At 32.6% G+C, this 12,974-nt stretch carries 8 protein-coding genes and 1 pseudogene; 6 read left to right on the top strand and 3 right to left on the bottom strand.

Going from position 1 to position 12,974, the window contains the following annotated elements:
• Positions 1-16: 16 nt before the first annotated feature.
• From OLM52_RS01910 to OLM52_RS01900, 3 genes are all read left to right on the top strand, one after another.
• A complete protein-coding gene (locus OLM52_RS01910; protein WP_264549463.1) occupies positions 17-2,251 on the top strand; it encodes a cation:proton antiporter in 2,235 nt (744 codons plus the stop codon).
• Between the two features lie 124 nt (positions 2,252-2,375).
• Positions 2,376-4,676, top strand: a complete 2,301-nt coding sequence (locus OLM52_RS01905) for a CAP domain-containing protein (protein WP_264549462.1) — start codon at positions 2,376-2,378, stop codon at positions 4,674-4,676.
• A 35-nt stretch (positions 4,677-4,711) separates the two neighbouring features.
• Positions 4,712-5,221, top strand: coding sequence for a CAP domain-containing protein (locus OLM52_RS01900; protein WP_264549461.1), 510 nt, complete (start codon positions 4,712-4,714; stop codon positions 5,219-5,221).
• A 181-nt stretch (positions 5,222-5,402) separates the two neighbouring features.
• Here OLM52_RS01900 and guaB read toward each other — a convergent pair whose 3' ends face one another.
• A complete protein-coding gene (gene guaB, locus OLM52_RS01895; protein WP_264549460.1) occupies positions 5,403-6,875 on the bottom strand; it encodes an IMP dehydrogenase in 1,473 nt (490 codons plus the stop codon).
• Between the two features lie 114 nt (positions 6,876-6,989).
• On the opposite strand from guaB, the gene OLM52_RS01890 reads away from it, so the two are divergent.
• The gene (locus OLM52_RS01890; RefSeq protein ID WP_264549459.1) at positions 6,990-9,491 is read left to right on the top strand and encodes a cation-translocating P-type ATPase; all 2,502 of its coding nucleotides are present in this window, start codon (positions 6,990-6,992) and stop codon (positions 9,489-9,491) included.
• On the opposite strand, the gene OLM52_RS01885 is transcribed toward OLM52_RS01890, so the two are convergent.
• Positions 9,488-10,351: a hydroxymethylglutaryl-CoA lyase gene (locus OLM52_RS01885; RefSeq protein WP_264549458.1), complete on the bottom strand. Its 864-nt coding sequence runs from the start codon at positions 10,349-10,351 to the stop codon at positions 9,488-9,490. The genes OLM52_RS01890 and OLM52_RS01885 overlap by 4 nt on opposite strands.
• A gap of 179 nt (positions 10,352-10,530) precedes the next feature.
• Here OLM52_RS01885 and OLM52_RS01880 point away from each other — a divergent pair, with 179 nt between their 5' ends.
• Together OLM52_RS01880 and OLM52_RS01875 are read left to right on the top strand one after the other, a co-directional pair.
• Positions 10,531-11,142, top strand: a complete 612-nt coding sequence (locus OLM52_RS01880) for a SatD family protein (RefSeq protein ID WP_264549457.1) — start codon at positions 10,531-10,533, stop codon at positions 11,140-11,142.
• Positions 11,139-11,839, top strand: a pseudogene (locus OLM52_RS01875) (DUF3307 domain-containing protein). The gene OLM52_RS01880 and the pseudogene OLM52_RS01875 overlap by 4 nt, the downstream one beginning before the upstream one ends.
• Here the strand turns inward: OLM52_RS01875 and OLM52_RS01870 are convergent.
• Positions 11,825-12,844, bottom strand: coding sequence for a quinone-dependent dihydroorotate dehydrogenase (locus tag OLM52_RS01870; RefSeq protein ID WP_264549456.1), 1,020 nt, complete (start codon positions 12,842-12,844; stop codon positions 11,825-11,827). The pseudogene OLM52_RS01875 and the gene OLM52_RS01870 overlap by 15 nt on opposite strands.
• Positions 12,845-12,974: the final 130 nt, after the last annotated feature.

Raw genomic sequence — 12,974 nt, 5'->3', positions numbered from 1 at the left:
GTAAAAATTCAAATGTATGCCAATATTTCTAACTGCTTCTACAGTTCATTTACCCAATTTAATTAGCGATTTAGGACTAATTTTAGTCACTGCGGCCATTGCAGTACTTATTTTTAGACTATTAAAACAACCATTAGTTTTAGGCTATTTGGTCGCTGGTTTTTTAGCTGGAAGCGAGTTTGATTTTTTTCCAACCGTCAAAGACATGAATAGTGTCACCGTTTGGGCAGAAATTGGTGTAATATTCCTTTTATTTAGTTTAGGTCTTGAGTTTAGTTTCAAAAAACTAATGAAAGTCGGCGGAACGGCTTCCATAACAGCGTTGACCCAAATTATCACTATGGTAGCTTTGGGGTATTTCGTAGGACAATTAATGGATTGGGGCAAAATGAATAGTTTATTTTTAGGCGTAATTTTATCCATTTCTTCCACTACAATTATCCTAAAAACCTTTGACGAATTAGGTGTAAAAACGCAAAAATTCGCAGGAAATGTAATTGGTGCGTTAATTGTACAAGACATTTTAGCCATTTTAATGATGGTTTTATTGTCTACCGTTGCGGTAAGTCAGCAATTTTCTGGAAGTGAATTGTTTCAATCCGTTTTAAAATTAATTTTCTTTTTAACCATATGGTTTGTAGCCGGAATTTTCTTTATTCCAACATTGCTTAAAAAAGCCAAACACCTTTTAACCGATGAAATGTTGCTTATTGTTTCATTGGCATTGTGCTTATTAATGGTGCTTTTTGCAGCAAATGTGGGCTTCTCTCCTGCTCTTGGGGCGTTTATTATGGGTTCAATTATTGCCGAAACTACACAAGCCGAACACATTGAACATTTGGTGAAACCCGTAAAAGATTTATTTGGCGCGGTTTTCTTCGTATCAGTCGGCATGTTGATTGATCCTGAAATGTTGATGAAATACGCGTTTCCAGTTGGAATTCTAACTTTAGTGGTTCTTCTTGGGCAATCGCTTTCTTCAACAATCGGTGCTTTACTTTCGGGACAACCGCTGAAACAATCGATACAAACCGGAATGAGTTTGTCGCAAATTGGAGAGTTTTCCTTTATCATTGCAACTTTAGGCATGACCTTAAATGTAACGAGCGATTTCTTATATCCAATTGTCGTAGCCGTTTCAGCGATTACTACTTTTACAACGCCTTTCATGGTCAAATTTTCAACGCCTTTATCTATTTATTTAGAAAAAAAACTACCCAGACGCTGGGTCAAAAAAATAGAACGTTACAGCGCCAATACAGAGGCTATTAAGTCAGTAAGTTCATGGCAAATCTTATTAAAAGCGTATTTAACTCAGGTAATTATTCATTCTATAATTATTGTGGCAATTATTTTACTTTCGTCAAAATATATCTTGCCTTTGGTTGAAGATTCACGTTTTGGAAATGCCATTGCGGCTTTAATTACGGTGGTTATTTTATCCCCTTTTTTATGGGCATTGTCGTTGCGAAGAGTTGCAGTAGAACAAGTCCAAGAACTAATGCAAGTGAGAAAATACCAAGGGCCAATTATTGTTTTAGTATTCTCTAGAATTGCCTTAACCTTATTCTATTTCGGATTTGTATTGAATGAATTTTTCTCTCCAATAATTGCATTGATAGCCTTGGTAATTGGAATTGCATTATATATTTTATTTCCAAAACGATTGCATGCATTTTATAATAAAATTGAAAGTCATTTTATAACAAATTTTAACGATAGAGAAATTACAAAGCAAAGTAAACGTCAGAATGTACTATCACCTTGGGATGGTCACATGGCAGAATTTACGATTGCACCTGCATCTAATTTAGCTGGTAAATCATTAAAATCATTAAAAATTAGAGAGCAATTTGGTATTAACATTGCCTCTATTAAACGTGGAGATATCACAATTAATATTCCCATTAGAACCGAACGCTTATTTCCGGGTGACGAAATCAATGTAATTGGCACTGATGAACAAGTAAAACTATTCAAAAACTATTTGAACAAAAACGAAATCGACGAACCAGAAAATGTAGCAAAAGAAGATATTATCCTGCAACAATTAGAGCTAAAAAACCGAGTATGCATCGGAAAAAGCATCCGAGATTCGCAAATTAGAGAAAAAACGCACGGCATCATCGTAGGTATCGAACGCAACGGAAAACGTATTCTAAACCCAGAATCGCATTTGATTTTAGAATCCGATGATATTTTGTGGATTGCAGGTGACAGGAAAAAGATTAATGAGTTTTTGAAGGGGTAATTCTTTAGTGTTCAGTTAGCAGTCACAGTGTTCAGTTATCCACAATTTTGTCTTTCCGAAGGAATCTCTTGATGTTTTTTTTGGCATGAAAATTGGCTTTAATTAAGATATCAAAACAAAATCTATGAGTAAATTTTTTCTTTTTGTATCATTTTTGTTTTCTATTTCAATTTTTTCTCAACAAGAAGTTGGAATCGACTTTGAAAAGTTAAATTCAAAAGTTACCGTTTTAATTAATAACCACAGAAAATCGCTAAAACTAAAAGAACTTACTAAAGATACTTTTCTTCAGAAAGCAGCTAAAGACCATAGTATTTACTTACAAAAAGTAGGTCTTTTATCTCATGAACAAAAAGATTTAAAAAAGAAAAATCCTAGTGACCGGGTAAAATTTTATGGTGGAACTAAATTCAGTGGAATTGGAGAAAACATCTTATTTACAGCTATTAAAGAAGAAAAATATACCGATAAAGAGTTGTATAAATTAGCACAATCCATTTTCAATCAATGGAAAAATTCCCCACCACACTACAAAAACATAATTAATAAAGATTTTGATGCAGCTGATTTAGGATTTTTTATTGATGTAAAAAGAAATAGGATTTATGCCACTCATGTATTTGGAATAAAAGGAGTTGAAATACCAAATCAACTGTCTGTAAATGCATTTGGATTAGAAGAAAAGAATAAAAAATGTAAAACAATTGGATTTGGAACAAAATTACATATTGGAAATAGTATTGAAATAGAAGGCGAAAATGTAAATCTTTATTATCATGACAAACAGAAATTTGAATTGATATTTTCTGAACCAAAAGATGGAATTGCAATTGATTTTGTAGAAAAAGAACAAATGAATTGCAACAAACCAAACAATTTTGATGTTTCCCCAATTTACGATGGCGTTATGTCAAAACCTATTTACAGAGAAGAATTATTAAAAAATAATACAGCTCAAAATGAATACAAGCTAATCACTAAAGTTGGAAAAGTTCCAAGTCATCTTATCGGTAAGGACATTGTTGCTAATGTAATTTTGATTTTTGATAATTGTGCTTGCGAATATGTTGTTCCTTTACAAATAAAATCAAAAAACATTGATTTATTTCCTATAGAACCAATCATTGAAGAGACAAATGATACAAATTTGAGTAATAAAGGCATTATATTCACTGATGAAATTTTATTTGAATTTGATAAAAACAAAATCAAATCAAAAAATGAATTCTACTTTAAAACTTTTAATAAAATCCATTCTACGCAAATTTATAGTTATAGTTCTGTAGAAGGAAATGAAATTTCTAATAAAAAATTACATAACGATAGAGCAATTGCAATTGAAAAATTTGCTAGAGATTCATTAAATATAAAAACGAAACCTTCATTAGTTATTGCAGAAGAGAATTGGGGAAAATGCTACATACAATTAGCCATGGAAAACATGGAATATTTAGCAAGTAAACCAAAAAATGAAATTAGAAATTACATCAATTTAAAAAATGAAAAATTTGAATCGTATTTGAATGACCAAAGAGTATCAAAATTAGTTGTGAATTATTATGGAGAAATTAATAAAGATTCGTTGTCAAATGAAGACTATTTAAACTCTTTATATGACTTAAATCTAAGAACTTCAATTTTTGACAAGGATTATAAAAAGGCAAATTTAGCACTTTCTAAACTTTACACTTTGGAATACAGTTCATGTATTTTTGATGAGATGGTTTTTAATGAAATTAAAACAAATCCAAAATTAGTTCAAAATGCAACCGCTGTAATCTGTAAAAATTTTGAAAATAACTACTTTAAAACCACACAATTTCTTAAAATTTGGTTGAATAAATTTGATTCTTTACCAAAAAACGCTCAGTTAAATTTACTAATTCTTTATTGTCGAATCAATAGTGAATTATTTGAAAAATGGGATGTAAACATTTCTAAACTTACAAATGTGAGTAAGCCAATAGCATTAGAAAGTAAGTTCATTACATTTAAAGAAAATAAAAAACTTCAATCAAATTTTGATTACATTTTACTTTATTACAGCAGTCATATTAATGATTATAAAAATATAGATCATTATTTTGATAGAGTTTATACGAGTTTTAAGGCAAATATTAAAACAAAAGAAGACAGAATTAATTTAGCCTTATTTGTAAATCATTGGAGTGCTTTTAGCTATAGTATTTCTTTGCTTAAATCAGAAATGAATAAACCAACATTTTCAAAAGAAGAAGCGTTATTATTAGCGCAAACTGTAACACTACTCTTTGAAGAAAACGATTTAAAAACCAATCAACAAATTTTAAATAAAGTTTATCAACTAAACAAAAAAGAGTGGTGTAAATGGCAAAAAGACAACTTCAATCTTTTGAGAAATGACCAAATTAAATCAGATTTCTGTAAAAAATGCAATAATCTGTAACTAAATAAAGTTATTATGAACTAATCTCCAACTACATGAAAACCCAAATCACTTTACTTCTACTCCTACTTTCCTCTTTAAGCTTCAGTCAAAATCAAAACAAAATTGATGTTGAAAAACTGAAAAAAAAAGTATATCAATTGGTAAACGAAGAACGTTCTAATAACGACAGAAAAGTACTTGGTTTGGATGCTCATTTAAGAGAAGCGGCAGATGATCATGCCAAGTACATTGCAAAAACGCAAACGTTATCTCACGAACAAACCGATGCAAAAAAGAAAAACCCTAAAGATCGTGTCTATTTTTATCGTGGAAATTCATTTGTTTTAGTGGGTGAAAATCTATTATTCACAGGAATTAAAAATCAAACTTATTCCGAGGAAGATTTAGATATTTTAGCCTTAAAAATGTTTAATATGTGGAAAAAATCTCCAAATCATTACAAAAATATTTCTGAGACAAAATATAATTTTACAGCAATCGGTTTCAGTATCGATTGGGAAAATAAGAAAATTTATGCAGTACAATTGTTTGGTGCAAAGTAGTATATGCTGTCACTCTGAACTTGTTTCAGAATCTTTTTCTTCAAAATAGTAGTACAAGAGAAACTGAAACAAGTTCAGTTTAACAAGATAACATTATGAAAACTAAAAACCTGATAGCTTTTCAACTATCAGGTTTCTATTTTTACTGATTACTGAGACTGATTACTGAGAACTCAAAAAACTATCTCGAATAATTCGGAGCTTCTTTTGTAATCGTTACATTGTGTGGGTGACTTTCGCCAATACCACTTGCTGTAATTCTAATGAAACGGCCGTTTTCTTGTAAGGTTGGAATATCTTTTGCACCACAATACCCCATTCCGGCTCTTAAGCCACCGATGAATTGTTGCATACTTTCGTTTAATTCTCCTTTATAAGGTACACGACCTACAATTCCTTCTGGAACTAATTTCTTAACATCGTCTTCTACATCTTGGAAATAACGGTCTTTAGAACCTTCTTGCATCGCTTCAACAGAACCCATTCCACGGTATGATTTGAATTTTCTTCCTTCAAAAATAATCGTTTCGCCTGGCGATTCTTTTGTTCCTGCTAAAAGTGAACCTAACATCACACAATCAGCTCCCGCAGCAATCGCTTTTGGAATATCTCCTGTATAACGAATTCCACCATCTGCAATAACTGGAACTCCTGTTCCTTTTAAAGCCGCAGCAACTTCTAAAACTGCTGAAAATTGTGGAAAGCCAACACCTGCAACAACTCTAGTTGTACAAATAGAACCTGGACCAATTCCTACTTTCACCGCATCAGCTCCGTTTTGAGCCAAATATAATGCTGCTTCTGGAGTAGCTATGTTTCCAACTACAACATCTAAATCTGGAAATTTTGCTTTCACAGCTTTTAACACATCTACCACACCTTTTGTATGTCCGTGAGCGGTATCAATAATTACAGCATCAACACCAGCAGTCACTAAAGCCGTTGCTCTATCTACTGCATCAGCTGTTACACCTAAAGCGGCAGCCACACGTAAACGACCAAACCTATCTTTATTAGCAATTGGTTTTTGTGTTAATTTGGTAATATCTCTAAAGGTAATTAAACCTACTAATTTATTGTTGTTATCAACTACAGGCAATTTTTCAATTTTATTTTCTTGAAGAATTCCTTCAGCCTCTTGCAAAGTAGTGCCTTGAGCTGCCGTCACTAAATTTTCGGAAGTCATCACTTCTAAAATAGAACGAGTATTTATTTTTTCGAAACGTAAATCTCTATTGGTAACTATTCCTTTTAAAATTCCGTTTTCATCTACTACTGGAATTCCGCCAATACTAAATTCTTTCATTGCCATCTTCGCATCACCCACAGTTGCCGTTAATGGTAATGTAACTGGATCGATAATCATACCGCTTTCCGCACGTTTTACTTTCTTTACTTTCGCCGCTTGTTGCTCAATCGTCATGTTTTTGTGCAACACGCCAATTCCACCTTCTTGAGCCATAGCAATTGCCATAGAACTTTCGGTAACCGTATCCATTGCAGCGGAAACGATAGGAACATTCAAAGTAATATTTCTCGAAAACTTCGATTGAATACTAACTTCGCGTGGTAAAATTTCTGAATAATTTGGAATAAGCAAAACATCGTCGTAAGTAAGACCTTCGCCAACGATTTTAGTTGTGTGTGCTTTCATGGTGCAATTTGTAGTTGTTGTTAAATTGCGTGCAAATATAGTAAATCTTAAGCAAATAATCTATTTCTTTTAAGAATAAATTATGTAACTTGCATAAATAATAATCCATCTACAATGAGCGATTCTAAAAAAACAAGTGCTGGTTTAACCGATTTAGAAGTTTTAGAATCCGCAAAAATTCACGGCAAAAACTCCGTTGAACACGCTAAAAAAAACCATTTCTTGATTTCGTTAGTAGACATTATTAAAGAACCCATGTTTATTTTATTGTTTACCGCAACGAGTATTTATTTCATAACTGGTGATTATGGTGATGGCATTTTTATGGCCATTGCGATTGTTTTTGTAATTGCAATTTCTGTTTTTCAAGAATCCAGAAGTCGGAATGCAATTGAAGCTTTAAAAAAATTATCGCAACCCAAATGCAAAGTCATTCGAAACAGTACAATCATCGAAATTCCAACAGAAGAAATCGTAATTGGCGATTGTGTTCAGCTGGAAGAAGGCGCATTTATTCCCGCAGACGGAATTATTCTTTCATCCAACGATTTTTCAGTGAACGAATCCATTTTAACTGGCGAATCTTTATCTATTTTTAAATCAAATGAATCCGAAAACAAACAAGTATTTCAAGGTACGATTGTAGCTTCGGGTTTAGCAATTTGCGAAATAACTGCAATTGGAAATAAAACACAATTAGGAAAAATTGGGGCCAGTTTGAATGCAATCGAAGAAGAAAAAACGCCTTTGCAGATTCAAATCAACAATTTCGTAACCAAAATGTCCATAATTGGTTTGGTGATTTTCGGAATCGTTTGGGGTATTAATTATTACAACTCTAGAGAATTATTAGATAGTTTATTGAAAGCATTAACCTTAGCAATGAGCGTTATTCCTGAGGAAATTCCAGTAGCATTTACCACTTTTATGGCTTTAGGTGCTTGGCGTTTGATGAAAATGGGCATCATTACCAAACAAACCAAAACCGTTGAAACCTTAGGAAGTGCGACCGTAATTTGCACTGATAAAACTGGAACCATTACCGAAAACAAAATGAGTTTGGCCGAGTTGTATCTTTTTGATTCTGATACGATTATTGATACGAAAGAAAAATTAACAACAGAAGCCGAAGAAGTCTTGAATTACGCTATGTGGTCAAGCGAACCCATTCCGTTTGATGCGATGGAAATTGCGATTCACGAAGCGTATTCCAAGTTTGAAAGCGAAGACGAAAGACCTCTTTTTAAAATGGTTCACGAATACCCGTTAAGCGGAAAACCTCCTATGATGACGCATATTTTCGAAAACAAATCGGGTAAAAAAATCATCGCTGCAAAAGGAGCGCCTGAAGCGTTAATCGAAGTAAGCCATTTGAGTGAAGTTGAAAAAAATCAGATTTTGATTGCTATGAAGACAATGACTAGCAAAGGTTTCAGGGTTTTAGGTGTTGGAGTTTCTGACTTTTCAGGAACGGATTATCCTGAAAGCCAACAAGAATTAAAATTCAACTTTAAAGGTTTGGTTGCTTTTTATGATCCACCAAAACACAATATTCAAGCAGTTTTTGAAACGTTTTACAAAGCGGGAATTCAAGTGAAAATCGTAACAGGAGATAATGCTGAAACTACTTCAACCATCGCAAAACAAGTCGGATTTAAAAACGCTGATAAAGTCTTAAACGGCGACGAATTAATGGCAATGGATGAAGCGACTTTGAAAGAAAAAGTAATGGAAACGGCTATTTTTACCAGAATGTTTCCAGAAGCGAAGCTTAAAATCATTCAAGCTTTAAAATCAAATAACCAAATCGTAGCCATGACAGGTGATGGTGTAAATGACGGACCTGCTTTAAAATCGGCACATATAGGCATTGCAATGGGTAAAAAAGGAACTGAAATCGCCAAACAAGCCGCTAATTTAATTCTCGTAGACGACAATTTTGAAAAAATGACGGATGCCATCGCTATGGGAAGAAAAATCTACATCAACCTCAAAAAAGCAATTCAATATATTATTTCGATTCATATTCCGATTATTTTAATTGTATTTATTCCATTGGCTTTAGGTTGGATCTATCCGAATATTTTTACGCCAGTTCATATTATTTTCTTGGAAATTATTATGGGTCCAACATGTTCTATCATTTACGAAAATGAACCTATGGAAGACAATCTGATGCTACAAAAACCAAGACCGCTAACTACTACTTTTTTCAACTTAAAAGAAGTGCTTATTAGCATCATTCAAGGCTTAGTAATTACATTAGGATTGCTATTTATTTATCAATATGCAATTGGAGAACACCTATCCGAAAACGGAACTAGAACTTTGATTTTCTTAACATTAATCACTTCTAATATAGTATTAACGTTGACGAATCGTTCGTTTTATTATTCGATTTTTAAAACGATTCAATACAAAAATAATTTAGTAGGATTGATTATTGGAATTACCATTTTAATGACTGGATTGCTATTGTTCATTCCTGCATTTTCAAAATTCTTCTTGTTTGAAATGGTAAGTGGTTCCCAAATAGGAATATGTGTTTTAGTGGGAAGTATTTCAGTGCTTTGGGTAGAAATTTATAAATTTTTTAAGCGAAGAACATCCAATTAATGAAACTCGCCAAATAATTTAGTTGCTTCGTTATACGCACTTTCAAAACTCATTGGACTAGTATTCGTATTTTCTCTTTTAGTAGTGAAATATGACAATAATTTTTCTGTAGGCATATTTCCAGTTAAATCATCTTTTGCCATTGGACAGCCACCAAAACCTTGAATGGCACCATCATAACGACGACAACCTGCATTGTAAGCCGCATCAATTTTTTCAAACCATTTGTCTGGTGTGGTATGTAAATGTGCTCCAAATTCAATGTTTGGGTATTTCGGAATCAAATTAGAAAACAAATAATCAATAACTTCTGGAGTCGAACTTCCAACGGTATCGGAAAGCGATAGAATTTTCACACCCATATTCGCCAATTTTTCAGTCCATTCGCCAACAATTTCAACATTCCATGCGTCGCCATACGGATTTCCAAAACCCATTGAAATGTAGGTAACCACTTCTTTATTCGATTTATCCGCAATTTCTAAAATCTCATGTAATGTCACCAGACTTTCAGCAATAGTTTTATGCGTATTTCGCATTTGAAAGTTTTCTGAAATCGAAAATGGAAATCCTAAATATTGAATTTCATTATGAATTGAAGCATTCAAAGCACCTTGTGTATTGGCAATAATCGCTAATAATTTGCTATTTGTTGCCGATAAATCCAATTGTGCCAGCACCTCAACGGTATCTTGCATTTGCGGAATAGCTTTTGGCGAAACAAAACTTCCAAAATCAAGAGTATCAAAACCTACACGCAATAACGATTGAATGTATTTTACCTTTTTTTCTGTAGGAATAAAAGGTTTAATGCCTTGCATAGCATCGCGTGGACACTCGATAATTTTGATTGGATTCATAGCTTCAAAGATAATAAAGTATTCTATTTTACGAAATCGTTTTTTTACATTCTTAACAATTGAAGTATTACACTTTTTGGTAATAATACGAAATATTACACTTTTAGGTAATAATTTAAAATATTACACTTTTAGGTAATAATTTTGCTTTTATAAAAATATTTGAGTACATTTGAGTTATGATTGTGATACTTACAGCAGATATAATCAACTCAAGAAAGCTTTCTTCCAAGAAATGGATAGATGATTTAAAAGCTTTATTACTCACTTTTGGGAAATCTCCAAATGATTGGGAAATTTATCGTGGTGATGAATTTCAGATGGAAATTAAAAATCCAGAAGATGCGTTATTCATAGCGTTTCAAATTAAAGCTTTTTTCAAATCCATTAATTTAGATGTACGAATGAGTTTAGGATTTGGAGACAAAACATATAAAACGAGAAAAATAACAGAAAGCAACGGAACAGCCTTTATTCGCTCAGGTGAAACATTTGAAACCTTAAAAAAGCAGAAACTAAATTTAGTATTAAATACAGGCAATACAGCATTTGATGAAGAGTTGAATTTAATGCTTAAATTAAGCTTGTCATTCATGGACAATTGGTTGCAGCAGTCGGCAGAATTTGTTTTAATTGCCATTCAAAACCCTACGCTTTCACAAGAAGAAATAGGTGTAAAACTAGGCATTAATCAAGCAGCAGTGAGCAGACGACAAAAACGTTCTAATTTTGAATTGATGATGCAAGTGGAACACTATTTTAGAAAAAAAGTTAAAACTCTTGAAGTATGATTGTACTCGTAAAATTACTTTTAGCACATTTAATTGGCGATTTTTTGTTGCAACCAACCGATTGGGTTTTAGATAAAGAAGCTAAAAGCATAAAAGTATTTACTTGTATTTTCATGTGCTTCTTCACGGTATTTTAGCTTTTGCTCTCGTATTTGAAAAAAGTTTCCTTTGGTTTGCACTACTTTTAGCAGTTCTTCATGGTGTAATAGATTATATGAAATTGCAATTTCAAACTAAAAAAACCAAACGATTTTGGTTTCTTTTGGATCAATTTTTACACGCAATAACCATTGTGGGAATCGCATTTTTTTACACAAATACTACAATAAATTTTAGCTTTTTTGGAAATAATTTCTGGATAGTCTTAACTGGAATTGTTTTATTAACAAAACCTACTTCAATAATCATTCGAAATATCATTTCCATTTGGACACCAGAAAAAAAAGCAAAAGACAATTCGCTTGAAAATGCTGGAAATTATATTGGAATTTTAGAACGCTTATTCATTTTCTGCTTCATTTTGACCCATCATTTTGAAGCTATTGGATTTTTATTGGCTGCAAAGTCAATTTTTAGATTTGGTGATTTAAAAGCCGCAAAAGACCGAAAACTAACCGAATATGTACTTATTGGAACCCTGTTAAGTTTCGGAATTGCGTTACTAATAGGATTACTCGTTCAATTAGCTATTTTCTAAAATCTTTTCATTAATCGCTTTTACTAAAGCTGGTCCTTCATAAATAAATCCTGTATAAAGTTGCACTAAACTTGCACCAGCATTCAACTTTTCAATCGCATCTTCAGCGGTATGAATTCCTCCTACTCCAATAATTGGGAACGACTTATTACTTTTTTCCGAAAGAAAACGAATTACTTCTGTAGAACGTTTGGTTAATGGTTTTCCAGATAAACCGCCCATTTCTGATTTGTTTTCCGATTGTAAACCTTCGCGAGAAATCGTAGTATTCGTAGCAATTACGCCAGCAATTTTAGTTTCGTTTACAATATCAATGATATCTAAAAGTTGTTCATCTGTTAAATCGGGAGCGATTTTTAGTAAAATTGGCTTTTGTTTTGGTTTTGCATTGTTCTTATCTTGAAGTGTTTGCAATAATTCTGTCAAAGGCTTTTTATCTTGCAATTCACGAAGATTTGGTGTGTTTGGCGAACTCACATTGACCACAAAATAATCTACATACGGAAACAAAGCTTCAAAACAGATTTCGTAATCTTTCACTGCTTCTTCGTTTGGCGTAACTTTATTTTTTCCGATGTTTCCACCAATTAAAACGCCTTTATTATTTTTCAAACGTTCTACCGCATCTTTAACACCGCCATTATTGAAGCCCATTCGGTTGATAATCGCATTATCTTCTTTTAAGCGGAACAAACGTTTCTTTGGATTTCCTTCTTGTCCAACAGGCGTTAAAGTACCAATTTCAATAAATCCGAAACCGAAATTTGACAACTCTTGATATAACTTTGCATCTTTATCAAACCCAGCTGCTAAACCAACCGGATTTTTGAATTTAATTCCGAAAACTTCTCGCTCTAAACGGGCATCTTTTACTTCGTAAAGCGATTGAAATAAGCTTGAAAAACCTGGAATTTTATTCAGAAAACGAATGAATGAAAAGGTAAAATAATGCACTTTTTCTGGATCGAAACAGAAAAGTAACGGACGAATAAATAGTTTGTACATAATGTGTTGTGTTGTGATGCAAAAGTAAGAAAATGGAATCCCAAAAAAAAGTATTGTGCTATTTTGTAACAATAAAAGATTTGGTGCGTATAATTAGTGAAGTTAAAAGTAAAAAGTAGAAAGATTAAAA

Source organism: Flavobacterium sp. N2820, assembly GCF_025947285.1.
Taxonomy (GTDB): Bacteria; Bacteroidota; Bacteroidia; order Flavobacteriales; family Flavobacteriaceae; genus Flavobacterium.
Note: the sequence above shows the minus strand (reverse complement) of the source record. Positions and strands in the feature narration are given on the sequence as shown.

Bases quoted from the DNA above. Each gene is read 5' to 3' on its own strand.
- OLM52_RS01880 (WP_264549457.1), top strand. From the start codon at position 10,531: ATGATTGTGATACTTACAGCAGATATAATCAACTCAAGAAAGCTTTCT.
- OLM52_RS01890 (WP_264549459.1), top strand. From the start codon at position 6,990: ATGAGCGATTCTAAAAAAACAAGTGCTGGTTTAACCGATTTAGAAGTT.
- OLM52_RS01905 (WP_264549462.1), top strand. From the start codon at position 2,376: ATGAGTAAATTTTTTCTTTTTGTATCATTTTTGTTTTCTATTTCAATT.
- OLM52_RS01910 (WP_264549463.1), top strand. From the start codon at position 17: ATGCCAATATTTCTAACTGCTTCTACAGTTCATTTACCCAATTTAATT.
- OLM52_RS01900 (WP_264549461.1), top strand. From the start codon at position 4,712: ATGAAAACCCAAATCACTTTACTTCTACTCCTACTTTCCTCTTTAAGC.
- OLM52_RS01870 (WP_264549456.1), bottom strand. From the start codon at position 12,844: ATGTACAAACTATTTATTCGTCCGTTACTTTTCTGTTTCGATCCAGAA.
- guaB (WP_264549460.1), bottom strand. From the start codon at position 6,875: ATGAAAGCACACACAACTAAAATCGTTGGCGAAGGTCTTACTTACGAC.
- OLM52_RS01885 (WP_264549458.1), bottom strand. From the start codon at position 10,351: ATGAATCCAATCAAAATTATCGAGTGTCCACGCGATGCTATGCAAGGC.